An 18,632-nucleotide genomic window follows, 5' to 3' on the forward strand; every position below is an offset into this window, starting at 1 on the left:
CCTGCTCGATACGGCAAACTGCACCGCAGCTGAGCGCCAAGATGCCTGCTGCTTCGCCATTCTGTTCGAGGGGGCGATCGGCCGCATCGTGCCGTTGCGGCCGTCCCCAGTGCGCGCTCTGATCAGAGCGGCAGGTCGCAGCGCGCGTCGACCGGCTCGACAGACTGGAACGACTGTACTTCCTCGAACATGTCGTTCACGCTCGTCCAGCCCGCGCGCACCTTCATGAGATAGGATGGCAGAACGGCCTGGTTGTCGATCTCGCGCATCTTGACCGTCCCCTGCGGCGCCTTGTCGAAGGTCACCCCTTTCAGGTTCTGGCGCAGCGCATCCGTGCTCACCTCCCCCGCCTTGGCCAGTGCCATGGCGGCCATGTGCGCCGCGTTATACATGCCGACACCCACCGTATTCATGAGCGCATCCTGGCCGAACTTGGCCTTGAAGCGCTCGAGGAAGGCCTTGTTGTTGGGGTTCTCGATCGACATGAAGTAGTCGAAGCTCACATAGGTCCCCTCGGACACATCGGGGCCCAGGCCGGAGGTCACCACCTCTTCATCGTCGACCGTCCACAGGGTGAAGTCCTTCTTCATGCCGGCTGCTGCGAACTGCTGGCGGAAATTCACCGTGTCGCTGCCGGTGAGCGTGTGGAAGATGATGTCCGCCCCGGAGTTCCTGATGTCGCGCAGGACGGATTCATATTGCGGCGTGTTGAAGGGGATGTAGACCTCGCCGACCACTTCGCCGCCGAGCTCCTGCAGCTTCTGCTTGGTCACCGCATTGGTCACGCGCGGCCAGGCGTAGTCGGAGCCGATCATGAAGAATTTCTTGCCGAAGTTCTTCATCATATAGTCCATATGCGGCCAGACTTGCTGGGTGGGCTCCGGTCCGAACATGAAGATATTGGGATTGCAGACCCCGGGGTAATATTCCTTCTCCTGCCCTTCATAGAAGGTGGGATAGAGCAGGATCTTGTTGGCCGCCTTGACCACCGGTCCTGCCGCGTTGCGCTCGGCACTGGAGAAGGTGCCGGCGAGGAAGTCCACCCGCTCCTGCCGGATCAATCGGTTCGCTTGCTCGACCACGATCCGGGGCTCGGTCTTCGAATCCGCGAGCACCACCTCGATCGGCCGGCCCAGCACGCCGCCGGCCTCGTTGATCTCGTCCACCGCGAGCTGGAAGCCCGCGCTGTGGGCCTTGCCGTAAACGGTCCAGGCGCCGGTCAGAGGCGAGATGACGCCGATCTTGATGGGATCGGCGGCGCGCAAAGGCCGCGTGAAGATCGCCGGCGCGGCAACGGTCGTTGCCGCCAGGGCCGTCGTCTTCAGGATGTCGCGGCGCGTGAGGCCGCGCGTATGGCGGGTCTTGTCCATGTCCTCATCTCCCCAATTATCGTTACAGCGATCGACTGATCGCGATCACTTCAGTACCAGCCGGCGTGATGCTTGCTGCCCAGCATCTCGTCATAGACGTCGATGCGCCGATCCCGGAGCGGCTGGTTGAATGCCGTCCAATTCCGGTTGCGGCGCGCATCGGCCAGGTTGACCTCCGCATAGATGATCTCTTCGCGGTCCTTGCTGGCCGGACCGCCGATCGGCCAGCCGGTATAGCTGACGATCAGGCTCTGGCCTTCGAAGGGCTGTCCGCGCTCGGTGCCGATGCGGTCGGCCGCGGCGATGAACACGCTGTTGGAGTGCGCGGCCGCCATGACCAGCGTATTGGCCATCGCCCGCTCACCCTCGCGCTGGCCGGGAATGGGAACCCAGTTCGTTGGCACGCAGACGATGTCGGCGCCCTGCAGCGCGGCGAGGCGGTAGCTTTCCGGGAACCAGCTGTCATAACAGATATTGCAGGCGATGCGGCCCACCGGGGTGCGGAACACCGGCATGCCGAGATTGCCGGGCTCGAAGAACAGATTCTCCTCGTTCCACAGGTGCAGCTTGCGGAAGGTGCCGATATGCCCGTTGGGGCCGACCACCACTGCGCTGTTGTAGAGCAGGTTGCCCTCGCGCTCGTTGATGCCGGCCACGATGTGGAGCCCGCGGCGTTGCGCCAACTCCATCCAGGCCTTGGTGGTCTCGCCGTTGGGGACCTCCTCCGACTCCGCGAAGGCCTCCTCCCTGGTCTCGAAGACATATCCGGAATTGCATAGCTCCGGCAGGACGAGGAGCTTGGCGCCCTGGGCGGCGGCTTCCTCGATCAGCTCGATCGTACGCCGGACATTCGCCCCCTTTTCGCCAACCCTCGGCTCCATCTGGATGCAAGCGACGTTGATTACGGCTTCGCTGCGGCCTGCGGCACCCGTCATCGCGACACTCCCTTTAAGCATTTTCTCATGATGCTTTCATCAGCTTGACTTCCAGTCAAGTGGCTTGAAAAGTTGCCTCACACGTGGGCATGTGATGTCAAAACGGCTGGTTCGACCAGCCGAAAGGGAGCTTGGATGCTGAAAATCGGCGAGATGACGGATCTCGGCCCCAAGTTGCGGCAAGCCCGGAAAACCAAGCGCATGCGCCTCAAGGATGTGGCTGATGCAGTCGGCTGTTCGGAAAGTCTGCTGTCCAAGATCGAGCGCGCCAGGATCACCCCGTCGCTGCGCATGCTTCACCGGATCGCCGCCGTGCTCGATACGAGCATAGGCTATCTGTTTGCCACACCCCAGCAGACCGACATCGGTGTCTACCGCAATGGCGAGCGGCCGACCGTCCTGATCGAGGGCAATCAGCCGGGCAAGGCGATCCGCCTCGAGCGGCTGGTCGGCTATAGCGACGACCAGGTCATCGACGGCAATATCCACGTGATCGACCCTGGCGCATCAAACGGCGGGGAGATCAAGCACAAGGGGCAAGAAGTAGGCTATGTGCTGGAGGGGGAGCTTGAATTGACCGTGGCCGGGACCATTCATCACCTGCGCCCCGGGGATTCGTTCTTCCTGAAATCCGACCTGCCCCACAGCTATAGAAATCCAGGCAGGACGGTGACGCGGGTCGTCTGGATCAATACGCCCCCGACGTTCTGAGCGTATGGCCACCCGGGTGCACCCTCCTCGCTCAGAGGGCTACTTGCCCGCCCAGGTCAGCACAGACAGAACCGCCGATACCAGAGCTGTCAGGGTCATGACGGCATTCACGGCGTGCATGTATTCCCATTGCGCCCGCAGCGACTGCCAGTTTTCCGGCGCAACCGTCCAGTTGCGGGTCGCCTGGTTCACCGGATAGACCCAGATGAAGAACGCGATCAGCGTGATCAATAACAGCACGAAGGAGGCCGCGGAAAACAGCAACGGCAGCGTTTCCGATCGGCTCAACACCGATAAGGCAAGGGTCACCAGCAGCGCCGCGATGAGGGGAATGCCCGCGAGCGCCCAGCCTCTGTAGATCTGCTGGACGGTCAAATAGGCGTCTCGGTCGAGGTCGATCTTGTTCGGAAGCTCGATGAGGTGAGCACCGGCCGGCACGAGGGAGATCGCAATGAGGATGATCGCAGCGAACTGCAGCGCCTTCACGGCCAGCCTCCTTTTGCAGAAGGACTGAAGGGAGAAACGAGCGCGCCGTGGCCATGTTCCCCGGAAACGCCCATTCGAGGCAAGCTGATCCTTTCCCCGATCAGCCTCCTTACCGCTCGGTCCCCGCGAAGGCTCGCCGGGATACCCGCCGCCATTGTTCCCTCGGTCATCGCGAGGCTTTGGGGCCAGACAGCGCCGGCTTGACCGGCTCCGCGCCCATCTCCTATCGTCCCTCCACTCCTGAGGTCCGGTGTGCGGGTTTCAGTGCGATTGCGAGGAGCCGACGATTGGTACCGCTGCCTTTTCCCCGTGAAGAATACTTGGGCCGCCTCGGGAAGATACGCGCCGAGATGGCAAACAGGGGGCTTGATCTCCTCATCGTCACCGACGTTGCAAACCAGCACTATATCACCGCTTACGACGGCTGGTCATTTTACACGCCGCAAGTTGTCGTCGTGCCCATGGAGGGCGAGCCGATCTGGATCGGCAGAGCCATGGACGCGGTTGGCGGTCGGCTTACGGCGTGGATGAAGCCGGAGAACGTGGTGGGGTTTCCGGAAGATTACGTGCAGACGCCCGCCAAGCACCCCATGGACTGGATCGGCAGGCATATCGCCGATAGGGGATGGCGAAGCGCACGGATCGGGATCGAGCTCGAGTCCTATTACTACTCGCCGAAAGCCCACATGCGGCTCACCGCGGCGCTTCCCGATGCCACGTTCGTGGATGCCGACCTGTTGGTCAACTGGATACGCACCGTAAAATCGCCTGCCGAAATCGCCTATATGCGCGATGCGTCCAGGCTTGCGGAAGCTGCCGTGCGCAAGGCCTATGAGGTTATCGAGCCCGGCGTTCGCGAATGCGACGCGGTCGCTGCGATACAAGCCGTCCAGCTTGGCGGATCACCGGACTTTGCCGGTGATATAACCGCGCTTCCGCCAACGATATTGGCCGGGGAGAACGCGGCGGCACCTCACCTGATGTGGAGCAACCGCACCTTCACCAAAGGCGAAACGATCGCGCTGGAGCTTGCCGGCGCGTGCCGACATTACACGGCCGGGCTTGCGCGGACGCTGCAGCTGGGTGACAAGCCGAAGAAGGTTGCCGATGTCGAGACGGCCGTCCTGGAGGGCATGGCGGCTGTCCTCGAAACCGTTGCGCCCGGCGTGCTCGCGCAAGATGTCGAGGCCGCCTGGCGCAGCGTCATCTCGCGGCATGGGTTCAAAAAGGAATCGCGCATCGGCTACTCGATGGGCATAGGCTACCCGCCGGATTGGGGCGAGCACACCATCTCCTTGCGACAGGGCGATGTATCCGTGCTCGAGCCCGGAAACGTCGTGCATGCCATTCTCGGCATGTGGATGGACGGATGGGGCATCGAAGTCAGCGAAACCATCCTGGTGACCGGCGGGGGATGCGAGACGCTCGCGAACTTTCCCCGCGAGATCTATGTGAAGTAGCGATTGAGATCCGCCGCGGCCGGGCGGCGCCAATGGTTCATCCATCGGCGGTGCCGCTGCGCGCTGGGAGCTTCCAATACGCGCCTTGGCTGCTTTCCCCGCCGTCGTCGCTGACGAGGGCTGCATTCGCTGCTGATGAAGCAAGACTGAATGCGCGGGCACCCGTGCGAACCCGGCTGACGCCGTCCTTTGATTCATCCGGGGATGCATGTCGGGCGAGGCGAAGGCGGCCAGCTCGGCGTGGGGACCGGTCCTACTCTGCCGCCGTGGCAGCAGGGCAACGAAAGGAAACAAATCTCCGTATAGCTCCTCTTTCCTCATGGCGCGCGTTTGCCCTCCGGTAATACAACTTATAATTGTGTTAACGAGACATGCAGCAGCTCTACCGCCGCGAGGGACCCCATGCCTATGCGTTTCCGTCGCCTGGCCATTCTGTCCAGCAGCTCGGCTCTTGCGCTCGCCGTGATGGCGGGACCGGCTATGACCGCCACCTACACCGTCACCAGCGCCTCGGGAAATCCCAGCACCGTAGGCTCTCTCGGCTGGGCCATTGCCCAGGCCAATGCCAGTGCCGGCGCCGACGAGATCGTGTTCGATGCGAGCCTGGCCGGACAGACGATCACCTGGTCGAGCCAGCCGCCGATCATCTCCGATTCCGTGACAATCGACGGCTCAGCAGCGCAGGGCCTCAAGATCAGCGGCGACAACAAATTCGGTATCTTTTTCGTTCGCGGCACGACCACCGACCCGCAGGGCAATAGTCCGACCCCGATCTCGGTCGAGATATCAGACCTTGCGCTTGAGAACGGCGCGGCAACGGGCGGAAATGGGGGGACAGGCCCAAGACTTCCAGGTGGCGGCGGCATGGGTGCGGGGGGTGCGCTATTCGTCGGTAAGGGAGCCAGCGTCGCAGTCCGCGACGTGGCTTTCGACGCCAATTCAGCTCACGGTGGCGAAGGCGGTCACATAGATGCGCCAACTGGCGGAACCGGGGTAGATGGCGGCGGCAAAGGCGGTGGCGGCCTGAATGGTGGGGTCGGTGGAGCGAGTTCTTCGGACGGCAATGGTGGGGGCGGCGGCGGCTTCGGCGTTGGGGCCGATGGTGGGGATGCACCCAACGGTGTCGGAGGCGGGCCGAATGGGGGAGCCGTCGGCACGAGTGGAGTAGGCGGGCAAAATGGTGGCGCCTACTCGGGCGGAGGCGCGGCGAATTCTGGAAGCAGCGGCCGAGCTGGCGATGGCGGCTGGGGTGGAGGCGGCGGAGGGGGTGCTGCCAGTGACCAAGCAAGCATCCAAACGGGTGGTAATGGTGGGTTTGGTGGAGGCGGTGGGGGAGGATCCCAAGGAACGGGTCGCGGTATAGGTGGAACAGGTGGTTTCGGTGGCGGTGGGGGAGCTAGCGCACCTGGGGCCCCAGCAGCTTCAGGGGGATTTGGCGGAGGCAATTCTCTTTTGCTTGCCGGTGGCGGCGGTGCAGGTTTCGGTGGGGCAGTCTTTGTTGAGGACGGCGGTTCGATCACCTTTGCCGGTGACGTCAACATGGCCAATGGCAGCGCTTCCGGCGGAGCTGGTGGCCGGCAAAATGGTGTTTTGGTGGGCAAGTCCGGCATTGGCCTCGGCAGCGGCTTTTACCTGCATGGCACCACCGGGATAGCTTTTGCACCTGGGGCGGGTGAGACGATCACTATTGCCGACGACATCGCCCGCGATGCCTATGCGCCGGGTTACGAGGATGCGGACGATCCCGCCGGGGATGGCAAGGACACCGGGGTGACCAAGACCGGTGCGGGCACGCTCGTCCTTGGCGGCAACAACACCTATATCGGCGGCACCAAGGTCGAGGGCGGCACCGTCTCCATCTCCAATGACAACAATCTCGGCCATTCCACCGGTACGGTCTCGCTGAGCAATGGCGGCGAGCTGCTGGCCACGGCAGACATGACCACCGCCCGCGCCATCGCACTTGGCACCGGCGGCGGCACCCTGTCGGCCGACGCCAGCCACACCCTCACCGTGACTGGCGCCGTTTCCGGCAGCGGCGGCCTTGCCAAGGGCGGGGCAGGCACGGTCGTGCTCAATGCGGCAAACACCTATTCCGGCGGCACCAATGTCGCCGAAGGCACCCTCCGGCTCGCGATCGACAATGCGTTAGGCGCGGGCGCCATTCACGTCGGACAAGCGGGGGTGTTGGACCTCGATGGGCATGACACGACAGCGGATGGGCTCACCGGCGAGGCTGGCGGCGAGATCGCCCTGGGCGGGGCGAGCCTCACCGCCGACCAGACTGAAGATGGCACCTTTGCCGGCGACATCACCGGCGATGGCCGCTTGATCAAGACTGGAGAGGCGACGCTCATCCTCACCGGGGACAACACCTATACCGGCGGCACCGATATTCAGGCCGGCACCCTGTCGGTGTCGCAGGATAAGAATCTCGGCGCGGCAAGCGGCGCGGTGACCATCGCCGATGGCGCAGGCCTGGAGGTGACCGGCACCTTCGCGACGGGGCGCGGCGTGACGCTCGCCGGCGGCACCGGCACGATCGATGTGACGGAGAGCAACGCGCTCACCGCCAATGGCGCCATCGGCGGCACCGGCAAGTTGGAGAAGGAGGGCACCGGCACCCTGGTTCTCACCGGCACCAATACCTATCAAGGCGGTACCGATATTCAGGCCGGCACCGTCTCCATCTCGAACGGCTCGAGCCTTGGTGCGGCCTCGGGCAAGGTGACCATGGCCGACGGCACCACCCTGGAGGCGACCGCCACTTTCGAGACGCCCCACGACATCGAGCTTGCCGGCACGGTCGGCACCATTGATGTGACCGACAGCAACACTTTGACCGCGAGCGGCACGATCGGCGGCACCGGCAAGATGGAGAAGGACGGCACCGGCACCCTGGTGCTCACCGGCACCAACACCTATCAAGGCGGCACCGATATTCAGGCCGGCACCGTCTCCATCTCGAACGGCTCGAGCCTTGGTGCGGCCTCGGGCAAGGTGACCATGGCCGACGGCACCACCCTGGAGGCGACCGCCACTTTCGAGACGGCGCACGAGATCGAGCTTGGCGGCACGGTCGGTACCATCGATGTGACCGACAGCAACACTTTGACCGCGAGCGGCACGGTCGGCGGCGCCGGCAAGCTGGAGAAGGACGGCACCGGCACCCTGGTGCTCACCGGCACCAATACCTATCAGGGTGGCACCGATATTCAGGCCGGCACCGTCTCGGTGTCGAGCAATGACAATCTCGGTGCGGCGAGCAGTGCGGTCACCATCGCCGATGGCGCCACTCTGGAGGTGACCGGCGCCGGCTTTGCCACCAGCCGCGACCTGACCCTCGCCGGCGGCACCGGGACGATCGACGTGGCCACCGGCACCCTGACCGCCAATGGCACGATCGGCGGCACCGGCAAGCTGGAGAAGGACGGCACCGGCACCCTGGTTCTCACCGGCACCAACACCTATAACGGCGGCACCGATATCCAGGCGGGCACCGTCTCGGTGTCGAGCAACGACAATCTCGGTGCGGCGAGCGGCGCGGTGACCATCGCCGATGGCGCAGGCCTGGAAGCGACCGGCACCTTCGCGACGGGGCGCGGCGTGACGCTCGCCGGCGGCACCGGCACCATCGCCGTGACCGGCGACAATGTGCTCACCGCCAGTGGCGCTATCGATGGCACCGGCAAGCTGGAGAAGGACGGCACCGGCACCCTGGTTCTGACCGGCACCAATACCTATGCCGGCGGCACCGACATTCAGGCCGGCACCGTCTCGGTGTCGAGCAACGACAATCTCGGCGCAGCGAGCGGCGTGGTGACCATCGCCGATGGCGCAGGGCTGGAAGCGACCGGCAGCTTCGCGACGGGGCGCGGCGTGACGCTCGCCGGCGGCACCGGCACCATCGCCGTGACCGGCGATAATGTGCTCACCGCCAACGGCGCCATTGGCGGGGCCGGCAAGCTGACCAAGGACGGCACCGGCACCCTGGTCCTGGCCAGCGCCAACACCTATACGGGCGGCACCGATATCGAGGAAGGCACCATCCGGCTGGGAGCCGAGGGGGCGCTGGGCTCAGGGACCATCCATATCGGCAGTGACGGCAATCTCGATCTCAACGGCTTCGATACGGCGCTGGGTGCGCTCACCGCGGCCGAAGGCGGCGAGATCACCCTGGGCGGGGCGACCCTGACCGCCAACCAGACCACTGACGGCACCTTCTCCGGCGACATCACCGGGGATGGGGTGTTCAAGAAGACCGGGGCCGGCACCCTGACCCTCGACCATCAGAACAGCCTCACCGGCACGGTGGAGGTGAGCGAGGGCACCCTCAAGGCCGGCATGGCCGATGTGATCGCCGATGCCCATCTCGATGTGGGGGCAAACGGCACCTTCGACCTCGGCGGCTCCGACCAGACCGTGGCTGCCCTGAGCGGCGCCACGGGCGGCACGGTGGCGCTCGGCGCCAACACGCTCACCGCCGATCAGGACATCGACACCACTTATGCCGGCATCATCGCCGGCACCGGCGGCCTCACCAAGGAGGGCACCGGCACCCTCACCTTGACGGGTGAGAACACCTATAGCGGCAAGACGGCGGTCAATGACGGGGTGCTCCGGGCGGGCGCTGCCAATGTGATCGCCACCTCCGCGCTCGACGTCAATGCCCCCGGCCGCTTCGAGCTCTCCGGCTTCGACCAGACCGTGGCCGGCCTTGCCGGCGATGCCGGCGCCGTCGTCGATCTCGGCACCGCCACCCTCACCTCGGACCAGGACCACGACACANACCACTTACGCCGGCATCATCGCCGGCACCGGCGGCCTCACCAAGGAGGGCACCGGCACCCTCACCTTGACGGGTGAGAACACCTATACCGGCAAGACGGCGGTCAATGACGGGGTGCTCCGGGCGGGCGCTGCCAATGTGATCGCCGCCTCCGCGCTCGACGTCACTGCCCCCGGCCGCTTCGAGCTCGCCGGCTTCGACCAGACCGTGGCCGGCCTTGCCGGCGATGCNCAGCGCCACCGTGCCGCCCGTGGCGCCGCTCAAGGCGGCCACCGTCTGGTCGAAGCCGCCGAGGTCGAAGGTGCCGTTTGCCCCCACATCGAGATGGGCATCGGCGATCACGTCGGCCATGCCGGCCTCGAGGGTGCCCTCGCTCACCTCCACCGTGCCGGTGAGGCTGTTCTGATGGTCGAGGGTCAGGGTGCCGGCCCCGGTCTTCTTGAACACCCCATCCCCGGTGATGTCGCCGGAGAAGGTGCCGTCAGTGGTCTGATTGGCGGTCAGGGTCGCCCCGCCCAGGGTGATCTCGCCGCCTTCGGCCGCGGTGAGCGCGCCCAGCGCCGTATCGAAGCCGTTGAGATCGAGATTGCCGTCACTGCCGATATGGATGGCCCCTGAGCCCAGCGCCCCCTCCGCCCCCAGCCGGATGGTGCCCTCCTCGATATCGGTGCCGCCCGTATAGGTGTTGGCGCTGGCCAGGACCAGGGTGCCGGTGCCGTCCTTGTGCAGCTTGCCCGAGCCGCCAATGGCGCCATTGGCGGTGAGCACATTGTCGCCGGTCACGGCGATGGTGCCGGTGCCGCCGGCGAGGGTCACGCCGCGCCCCGTGGCGAAGGTGCCGGTCGCTTCCAGGCCTGCGCCATCGGCGATGGTCACCGCGCCGCTCACTGCGCCAAGATTGTCGTTGCTCGATACCGACACGGTGCCGGCCTGAATGTCGGTGCCGCCGGCATAGGTGTTGGTGCCGGTGAGGGTGAGCGTCGCTGCCCCGGTCTTGATCAGGCGGCCATCNCTTGTCGCCCGTGACATTGGTGATCAGCTCGCCGCCGCCCAGGGCGATCTCGCCGCCGTCTCCCGAAAGGTCGCCCAGATTGAGGGTGTGGCCATTGAGGTCGAGAATGCCGTCATCGCCGATATGAACAGGACCAGAGCCCAACGCATGATCGGCCCCCAGCCGGATGGTGCCCTCCTCGATCTCGGTGCCGCCGGCATAGGTGTTGGCGCTGGCCAGCACCAGGGTGCCGGTGCCGTCCTTGTGCAGCTTGCCGGCCCCGCCAACGGCGCCGTTGGCGGTGAGCACATTGTCGCCGGTCACGGCGATAGTGCCGGTGCCGCCGGCGAGCGTCACGCCGCGGCCCGTCGCGAAGGTGCCGGTCGCTTCCAGGCCTGCGCCATCGGCGATGGTCACCGCGCCGCTGGCTGCACCAAGATTGTCGTTGCTCGACACCGACACGGTGCCGGCCTGAATGTCGGTGCCGCCGGCATAGGTGTTGGTGCCGGTGAGGGTGAGCGTCGCTGCCCCGGTCTTGATCAGGCGGCCATCNTCCCGCCAACGGCGCCATTGGCGGTGAGCACATTGTCGCCGGTCACGGCGATGGTGCCGGTGCCGCCGGCGAGCGTCACGCCGCGCCCGGTCGCGAAGCTGCCGGTCGCTTCCAGGCCTGCGCCATCGGCGATGGTCACCGCGCCGCTCACTGCGCCGAGATTGTCGTTGCTCGACACCGACACGGTGCCGGCCTGAATGTCGGTGCCGCCGGCATAGGTATTGGTGCCGGTGAGGGTGAGCGTCGCTGCCCCGGTCTTGATCAGGCGGCCATCGCCGGTGATGTCGCCGGCAAAGGTGCCATCGCTCGCTTGGTCGGCGGTGAGGCTCGCCCCGCTCAGGGCGATCTCGCCGCCGGACTCGGCGGTGACATTGCTCAAGGTGGCATCAAAACCGTTGAGGTCGAGACGGCCGTCCTCGCCGATATGGGTGGGCCCCGAGCCCAGCACATCCGCCGCGCCGAGCCGGACGGTGCCCTGCTCGATATCGGTGCCGCCCGCATAGGTGTTCTGGCCCGACAAGGTGAGAATGCCGGTGCCTTGCTTCACCAGCTTGCCATCACCGGCGATGATGCCGGCATAGGTCGTGTCGATGTCCTGATCGGCGGTGAGCGTGCTGGCACCGAGCGCCACCGTGCCGCCCGTGGCGCCGCTCAGGGCAGCCATCGTCTGATCGAAGCCGCCGAGGTCGAAGGTGCCGTTTGCCCCCACATCGAGATGGGCATCGGCGATCACGTCGGCCATGCCGGCCTTGAGAATGCCCTCGCTCACCTCCACCGTGCCGGTGAGGCTGTTCTGATGGTCGAGGGTCAGGGTGCCGGCCCCGGTCTTCTCGAACACCCCATCCCCGGTGATGTCGCCGGAGAAGGTGCCGTCGCTGGTCTGGTTGGCGGTCAGGGTCGCCCCGCCCAGGGTGATCTCGCCGCCTTCGGCCGCGGTGAGCGCGCCCAGCGCCGTATCGAAGCCGTTGAGGTCGAGATTGCCGTCACTGCCGATATGGATGGCCCCTGAGCCCAGCGCCCCCTCGGCTCCCAGCCGGATGGTGCCTTCCTCGATATCGGTGCCGCCCGTATAGGTGTTCTGCCCCGACAGGGTGAGAATGCCCGTGCCTTCCTTGGTCAAGCCGCCGGCGCCCTCCAGCACCCCGGCGTAAGTGGTGTCGTGATCCTGGTCCGAGGTAAGACTGTTGGCACCGAGCACGACCTTTCCGCCGGCAGCCCCGCTCAACCCGGCCACCGTCTGNGGGTGAGAATGCCGGTGCCTTGCTTCACCAGCTTGCCGTCACCGCCGATCACGCCGGCATAGGTCGTGTCGATGTCCTGATCGGCGGTGAGCGTGTTGGCGCCCAGCGCCACCGTGCCGCCCGTGGCGCCGCTCAGGGCAGCCACGGTCTGGTCGAAGCCGCCGAGGTCGAAGGTGCCCTGCGCGCCCACATCGAGATGGGCATCGGCGATCACGTCGGCCATGCCGGCCTCGAGGGTGCCCTCGCTCACCTCCACCGTGCCGGTGAGGCTGTTCTGATGGTCGAGGGTCAGGGTGCCGCTTCCGGTCTTCTTGAACACCCCATCCCCGGTGATGTCGCCGGAGAAGGTCTTGTCGCCCGTGACATTGGTGATCAGCTCGCCGCCGCCCAGGGCGATCTCGCCGCCGTCTCCCGAAAGGTCGCCCAGATTGAGGGTGTGGCCATTGAGGTCGAGAATGCCGTCATCGCCGATATGAACAGGACCAGAGCCCAACGCATGATCGGCCCCCAGCCGGATGGTGCCCTCGGCAATGTCCGTGCCGCCCGTATAGGTGTTGGCGCTGGCCAGCACCAGGGTGCCGGTGCCGTCCTTGTGCAGCTTGCCGGTCCCGCCAACGGCGCCATTGGCGGTGAGCACATTGTCGCCGGTCACGGCGATGGTGCCGGTGCCGCCGGCGAGCGTCACGCCGCGCCCGGTCGCGAAGCTGCCGGTCGCTTCCAGGCCTGCGCCATCGGCGATGGTCACCGCGCCGCTCACTGCGCCGAGATTGTCGTTGCTCGACACCGACACGGTGCCGGCCTGAATGTCGGTGCCGCCGGCATAGGTATTGGTGCCGGTGAGGGTGAGCGTCGCTGCCCCGGTCTTGATCAGGCGGCCATCGCCGGTGATGTCGCCGGCAAAGGTGCCATCGCTCGCTTGGTCGGCGGTGAGGCTCGCCCCGCTCAGGGCGATCTCGCCGCCGGACTCGGCGGTGACATTGCTCAAGGTGGCATCAAAACCGTTGAGGTCGAGACGGCCGTCCTCGCCGATATGGGTGGGCCCCGAGCCCAGCACATCCGCCGCGCCGAGCCGGACGGTGCCCTGCTCGATATCGGTGCCGCCCGCATAGGTGTTCTGGCCCGACAGGGTGAGAATGCCGGTGCCTTGCTTCACCAGCTTGCCGTCACCGCCGATCACGCCGGCATAGGTCGTGTCGATATCCTGATCGGCGGTGAGGGTATTGGCGCCCAGCGCCACCGTGCCGCCAGCGGCGCCGCTCAGGGCGGCCACCGTCTGGTCGGAGCCGCCGAGATCGAAGGTGCCGTTTGCCCCCACATCGAGATGGGCATCGGCGATCACGTCGGCCATGCCGGCCTTGAGGGTGCCCTCGCTCACCTCCACCGTGCCGGTGAGGCTGTTCTGATGGTCGAGGGTCAGGGTGCCGGCCCCGGTCTTCTTGAACACCCCATCCCCGGTGATGTCGCCGGAGAAGGTGCCGTCACTGGTCTGGTTGGCGGTCAGGGTCGCCCCGCCCAGGGTGATCTCGCCGCCTTCGGCCGCGGTGAGCGCGCCGAGCGCCGTGTCGAAGCCGTTGAGGTCGAGATTGCCGTCACTGCCGATATGGATGGCCCCTGAGCCCAGCGCCCCCTCCGCCCCCAGCCGGATGGTGCCTTCCTCGATATCGGTGCCGCCCGTATAGGTGTTCTGCCCCGACAGGGTGAGCGTCGCTGCCCCGGTCTTGACCAAGCGGCCATCGCCGGTAATGTCGCCGGCGTAAGTGGTGTCGTGATCCTGGTCCGAGGTAAGACTGTTGGCACCGAGCACGACCTTTCCGCCGGCAGCCCCGCTCAACCCGGCCACCGTCTGGTCGAAGCCGCCGAGATCGAAGCTGCCCTGCGCCCCGACAGCCAGCTCGGCGGTGGCAATCACATCCGCAGCGCCGCCCTTGAGCATCCCGGCATCGACTTGCGTCTTACCGGTATAGGTGTTCTGGCCGGCGAGGGTGAGCGTGCCGGTGCCCTCCTTGGTGAGGCCGCCGGTGCCGCCGATCACCCCGCCATAGGTCGTATCGTGATCCTGGTCCGAGGTGAGGGTGCCTGCGCCGAGATCCACCGTGGCGCCCGTTACGCCACTGAGGCCCCCGACCGTCTGATCGAACCCCTTCAGGTCCAGGCGGGCACCGGCGGCGATATCCACCTCGCCGCTGCCCAGCACATCCGCCGCGCCGGCTTCCACGACGCCGGCGCTGATTTGCGTACCGCCGCTATAATCGTTACCGCTGTTGCCGAGCACCAGAGTGCCAGTGCCGTCCTTGTGCAGCTTGCCGGCCCCACCGACAGCCCCGGTGATCTCGACCCTGTTGCTGTCGGTCACCTCGATCGTGCCGGTGCCGCCAGACAGATCCACGTTCCGCCCCGACGTGAAACTGCCGGTCGCCTGCAGCGCCGCGCCATCATCGATGGTCACGTTGCCGCCGGTGCCGAGATTGCCGTCGCTCGACACCGACAGAGTGCCGGCGGCGATGGTGGTATCCCCGGTATAGGTGTTGTCGCCGGTGAGGGTGAGCGTCGCCGTGCCAGTCTTGACGAAGCCACCATCGCCGGTGATGTCGCCGGCAAAGGTGCCGTTGGTGGCCTGATCCGCCGTGAGCGTGGCTCCGCCCAATGCGATCTCGCCGCCCGCTTCGCCGGTGAGATCGCCCAGCGTCGTGTCGAAGCCGCTGAGATCCAGAATTCCCGCCGTGCCGATATGAGTGGCACCCGTGCCAAGCGCGCCGTCAATGCCCAGTTTGATGGTGCCCTCGGCGATATTGGTGCTACCGGTATAGGTGTTCTGACCGGTGAGGGTGAGCGTGCCGGTGCCCTCCTTGGTGAGGCCGCCCGCGCCGGTGATGACGCCGGCATAGGTCGTGTCGTGATCCTGATCCGAGGTGAGNCAGCACCCCGGCATCGACTTGCGTCTTACCGGTATAGGTGTTCTGGCCGGTGAGGGTGAGCGTGCCGGTGCCCTCCTTGGTGAGGCCGCCGGTGCCGCCGATCACCCCGGCATAGGTCGTATCGTGATCCTGGTCCGAGGTGAGGGTGGCGGTGCCGAGCGCGACCTGGCTGCCGGCCTCGCCGCTCAACCCGGCCACCGTCTGGTCGAAGCCGCCGAGATCGAAGGTGCCCTGCGCGCCGACGGTCAGCTCGGCAGTGGCAATCACATCCGCAGCGCCGCCCTTCAGCACCCCGGCATTGACCTCAGTCTTGCCCGTATAGGTGTTCTGGCCGGTGAGGGTCAGCGTGCCGGTGCCTTCCTTGGTGAGGCCGCCGGTGCCGTCGATCACGCCGGCATAGGTCGTATCGTGATCCTGGTCCGAGGTGAGACGATTGGCGCCGAGCGCCACCTTGCCGCCAGTGTCGCCGCTCAACCCGGCCACCGTCTGGTCGAAACCACCGAGATCGAAGCTGCCCTGCGCCCCAACAGCCAGCTCGGCGGTGGCAATCACATCCGCAGCGCCGCCCTTGAGCACCCCGGCATCGACTTGCGTCTTGCCCGTATAGGTGTTCTGGCCGGTGAGGGTGAGCGTGCCGGTGCCCTCCTTGGTGAGGCCGCCCGCGCCGGTGATGACGCCGGCATAGGTCGTGTCGTGATCCTGATCCGAGGTGAGGGTGGCGGTGCCGAGATCCACCGTGGCGCCCGTCGCGCCACTGAGGCCCCCGACCGACTGATCGAACCCCTTCAGGTCCAGGCGGGCACCGGCGGCGATATCCACCTCGCCGCTGCCCAGCACATCGGCCGCGCCGGCTTCCACGACGCCGGCGCTGATTTGCGTACCGCCGCTATAATCGTTACCGCTGTTGCCGAGCACCAGGGTGCCGGTGCCGTCCTTGTGCAGCTTGCCGGCCCCACCGACAGCCCCGGTGATCTCGACCCTGTTGCTGTCGGTCACCTCGATCGTGCCGGTGCCGCCAGACAGATCCACGTTCCGCCCCGACGTGAAGCTGCCGGTCGCCTGCAGCGCCGCGCCATCATCGATGGTCACGTTGCCGCCGGTGCCGAGATTGCCGTCGCTCGAGACCGACAGAGTGCCGGCGGCGATCGTGGTATCGCCGGTATAGGTGTTTGCCGCATTGAGCACGACCGTGCCTGCCCCGCCCTTGGCAAGGCCGCCGCTGCCGGAAACGACGCCAGTCACGGTGAGGGTGTGGCTGGCGTCGGCCGACAGGGTGCCGCCGCCGGTGCCAAGTGCGATGGCGCGGCCGGTGGTCATGTCCGCCGTGGCCAGCAGCTCGCCGCCATTGCTCAGCGAGACCGTGCCGGAGGAATGGCCGAGATTGTTGTCATTGGAAATGGAGACGGTGCCGCCCTCGACCTTGGTGCCGCCGATATAGGAGTTGTTGCCGCCAAGCACGAGCGTGCCCGCGCCGGTCTTGGTTACGCCGGTGTCCTTGCCATCCCCGGCCGGATCCTCAGGATCGCTCGTCGAGCCCGGCCGGTCATTGAAGGCATCGCTGGCAATATCATCGGCAATGGTGATCGTCTCGCCCGCGCCAGGCGCGAAGGCTATGCCCGTGGTGCCATGCAGATAAAAGCCGCTGCCAAGGCCGAGGCCGCGATTACCGATGCGGTCGACAACACCTGGAGCTGCGTCACCACCGGAGAGAGACGTTTGGCCGGCGATGGTGAGCGTAACGCCATCCATCAGAAAGATTGCGCCGCCGAAACCGGCTCCACTACCGGCGGCGACAGCGTTGCCGTTCCCTCCGCCAAATCCCCCCTTAGTCGAACTGCCATCTGGTCCGCCAGCGCCACCACCGCCGCCGAAGCCCCCCGCGCCGCCAGCAGTTTGGGATCCTCCACCACCACCCCCGAAACCGCCCTTGCCCGGGGTTCTACCCGGTCCTGCACCGCCGCCGCCGCCGCCAAATCCACCATCTGCCCCGTTGGGGTTCTGGCCGCCACCGCCGCCGATCAAATTAGGATCGGCCTGCGTGTTTCTCGCTCCGCCCCCGCCGCCGCTGTTGGCGCCGCCGGTTCCGAGCAGCGGGCCCTGGACGCCATTTGCTCCCTGGCCCCCCGGCAGGTTGCCTGGCTGGCCATTCACGCTTCCGCCAAAGGTTCCGCCATTCGCGCCAACACCAAAGCCGCCGCCGCCGCCGGCCGTCGGGGAGCCTCCTTCGGCTTCGCCCTGACCACCATTACCGCCCATGCCGCCGCCACCGGCACCCGTCGGGCTCGATAGTCCTGTTGGAAGGCGAGTTCCACCTCCCACGGCCTGGTTGGAATCAAACGTGACGGAGTTAATCGTGACATGCGCGCCGGACCGGACGAACAGCGCGCCGCCGGCGCCCATACCACCGCCGCCCGCGCCCCGGCTGGCAGCCCCTCCGTCGCCGCCCTTTGCTTTTCCATTCTGAAGAGCGATGTTGCTGATCGCCACGTTTCCACTATCAACGAAGAAAATGCGATAGGAGGACGCGCCGTCGACAGTGACGTTGCCGCCACCATCGATCGTCAGATCGCCTTGAATAACGGGCAATTCTCCGGCGAGCGTGATGGTTTGGCCTTGCAGGCCCGAATCAAAAGCGATCGTATCGGCGCCGGCATTGGCATTGGCCTGGGCAATGGCCCAGCCGAGAGAGCCTACGGTGCTGGGATTTCCCGAAGCGCTGGTGACGGTGTAGGTGGCGGTCATAGCCGGTCCCGCCATCACGGCGAGTGCGATCGCCGAACTGCTGGACAGAATGGCCAGGCGACGGAAATCAACAGGCATATATGCCTCCCCACGGTCCTAAAGCTGATGAATATTGTGTTAACAACTACAAGTTGAATAACGGGGCGGCAATGCACACAATGAGGGTGAGGGGGACTCTGGAAAGATTTCTTTCGGGCGTTGCCCTGCGACAACGGCTGAAGGACGTGGGCGAGGGCGCGTCGATATTCACGCCCTGGCGAGCTGCAAGTTGCGCTTTTCTGCCCTTCCGGCCGAACGTCAATAACTTGCGCCACCGCCGGACAGTGCCTGCGGCAAAAGGGCTTGCCAGCCGAGCGGCCAGATGAGACGATCGGGCGATCATTCTCCTGAACGAACTCAGTGCAATTCTGATAGACCGGTTTGTCTTACTCCAACGCCC

The 18,632-nt window shown here is 66.0% G+C and carries 13 protein-coding genes and 3 pseudogenes; 5 read left to right on the plus strand and 11 right to left on the minus strand.

The window, feature by feature from the left end:
• Positions 1-122: 122 nt before the first annotated feature.
• On the minus strand, positions 123-1,370 hold the full coding sequence (locus E4P09_RS13900; RefSeq protein WP_137390163.1) for a substrate-binding protein: 1,248 nt from the start codon (positions 1,368-1,370) through the stop codon (positions 123-125).
• Positions 1,371-1,420: 50 nt separating this feature from the next.
• Complete coding sequence (locus E4P09_RS13905) at positions 1,421-2,305, minus strand: nitrilase family protein (RefSeq protein ID WP_275406466.1); 885 nt, start codon at positions 2,303-2,305, stop codon at positions 1,421-1,423.
• Between the two features lie 135 nt (positions 2,306-2,440).
• Between E4P09_RS13905 and E4P09_RS13910 the strand changes: the two genes are divergently transcribed.
• Positions 2,441-3,016 (plus strand): cupin domain-containing protein, encoded by a 576-nt coding sequence (locus E4P09_RS13910; protein WP_205042106.1) that lies wholly within the window; start codon positions 2,441-2,443, stop codon positions 3,014-3,016.
• A gap of 39 nt (positions 3,017-3,055) precedes the next feature.
• On the opposite strand, the gene E4P09_RS13915 is transcribed toward E4P09_RS13910, so the two are convergent.
• Positions 3,056-3,502 (minus strand): DUF1772 domain-containing protein, encoded by a 447-nt coding sequence (locus tag E4P09_RS13915; RefSeq protein WP_239025174.1) that lies wholly within the window; start codon positions 3,500-3,502, stop codon positions 3,056-3,058.
• A 287-nt stretch (positions 3,503-3,789) separates the two neighbouring features.
• Here E4P09_RS13915 and E4P09_RS13920 point away from each other — a divergent pair, with 287 nt between their 5' ends.
• On the plus strand, positions 3,790-4,962 hold the full coding sequence (locus tag E4P09_RS13920) for a M24 family metallopeptidase (RefSeq protein WP_137390165.1): 1,173 nt from the start codon (positions 3,790-3,792) through the stop codon (positions 4,960-4,962).
• 491 nt (positions 4,963-5,453) lie between these two features.
• On the opposite strand, the gene E4P09_RS25930 is transcribed toward E4P09_RS13920, so the two are convergent.
• Positions 5,454-5,609 carry a hypothetical protein gene (locus E4P09_RS25930; protein ID WP_170984418.1) on the minus strand — a complete coding sequence of 52 codons (156 nt, stop codon included), beginning with the start codon at positions 5,607-5,609 and terminating at the stop codon, positions 5,454-5,456.
• A 292-nt stretch (positions 5,610-5,901) separates the two neighbouring features.
• Entirely contained in the window at positions 5,902-6,138 is a 237-nt protein-coding gene (locus tag E4P09_RS13925) for a hypothetical protein (protein WP_137390166.1), read from the minus strand.
• A 1-nt stretch (position 6,139) separates the two neighbouring features.
• On the opposite strand from E4P09_RS13925, the gene E4P09_RS25935 reads away from it, so the two are divergent.
• Together E4P09_RS25935 and E4P09_RS26205 are read left to right on the plus strand one after the other, a co-directional pair.
• The gene (locus E4P09_RS25935) at positions 6,140-6,325 is read left to right on the plus strand and encodes a hypothetical protein (RefSeq protein ID WP_170984325.1); all 186 of its coding nucleotides are present in this window, start codon (positions 6,140-6,142) and stop codon (positions 6,323-6,325) included.
• 176 nt (positions 6,326-6,501) lie between these two features.
• Positions 6,502-9,828 (plus strand): autotransporter-associated beta strand repeat-containing protein, encoded by a 3,327-nt coding sequence (locus tag E4P09_RS26205; RefSeq protein ID WP_137390167.1) that lies wholly within the window; start codon positions 6,502-6,504, stop codon positions 9,826-9,828.
• 286 nt (positions 9,829-10,114) lie between these two features.
• On the opposite strand, the pseudogene E4P09_RS26700 reads toward E4P09_RS26205, so the two are convergent.
• Positions 10,115-10,780, minus strand: a pseudogene (locus E4P09_RS26700) (autotransporter-associated beta strand repeat-containing protein); the annotation flags it as partial.
• 151 nt (positions 10,781-10,931) lie between these two features.
• A pseudogene (locus tag E4P09_RS26880) lies at positions 10,932-11,099 on the minus strand (autotransporter-associated beta strand repeat-containing protein); the annotation flags it as partial.
• Between E4P09_RS26880 and E4P09_RS26515 the strand changes: the two are divergent.
• On the plus strand, positions 11,044-11,217 hold the full coding sequence (locus E4P09_RS26515; RefSeq protein ID WP_239025199.1) for a hypothetical protein: 174 nt from the start codon (positions 11,044-11,046) through the stop codon (positions 11,215-11,217). The pseudogene E4P09_RS26880 and the gene E4P09_RS26515 overlap by 56 nt on opposite strands.
• Before the next feature lie 17 nt (positions 11,218-11,234).
• Here E4P09_RS26515 and E4P09_RS26885 read toward each other — a convergent pair.
• The 4 genes and pseudogenes from E4P09_RS26885 to E4P09_RS26705 all read right to left on the minus strand — a co-directional run.
• Positions 11,235-11,285: pseudogene (locus tag E4P09_RS26885) on the minus strand (autotransporter-associated beta strand repeat-containing protein); the annotation flags it as partial.
• Complete coding sequence (locus tag E4P09_RS13955) at positions 11,282-12,529, minus strand: autotransporter-associated beta strand repeat-containing protein (RefSeq protein ID WP_137390169.1); 1,248 nt, start codon at positions 12,527-12,529, stop codon at positions 11,282-11,284. The gene E4P09_RS13955 and the pseudogene E4P09_RS26885, both read right to left, overlap by 4 nt.
• Positions 12,517-15,408 (minus strand): autotransporter-associated beta strand repeat-containing protein, encoded by a 2,892-nt coding sequence (locus E4P09_RS26520; RefSeq protein ID WP_275406470.1) that lies wholly within the window; start codon positions 15,406-15,408, stop codon positions 12,517-12,519. The genes E4P09_RS13955 and E4P09_RS26520 overlap by 13 nt, the downstream gene beginning before the upstream one ends.
• Entirely contained in the window at positions 15,332-18,271 is a 2,940-nt protein-coding gene (locus E4P09_RS26705; protein ID WP_137390171.1) for a beta strand repeat-containing protein, read from the minus strand. Before E4P09_RS26705 ends, E4P09_RS26520 begins: the two co-directional genes overlap by 77 nt.
• Positions 18,272-18,632: the final 361 nt, after the last annotated feature.

The sequence above is a fragment of the Rhodoligotrophos defluvii genome (assembly GCF_005281615.1).
In the GTDB taxonomy this organism is placed as follows: domain Bacteria; phylum Pseudomonadota; class Alphaproteobacteria; order Rhizobiales; family Im1; genus Rhodoligotrophos; species Rhodoligotrophos defluvii.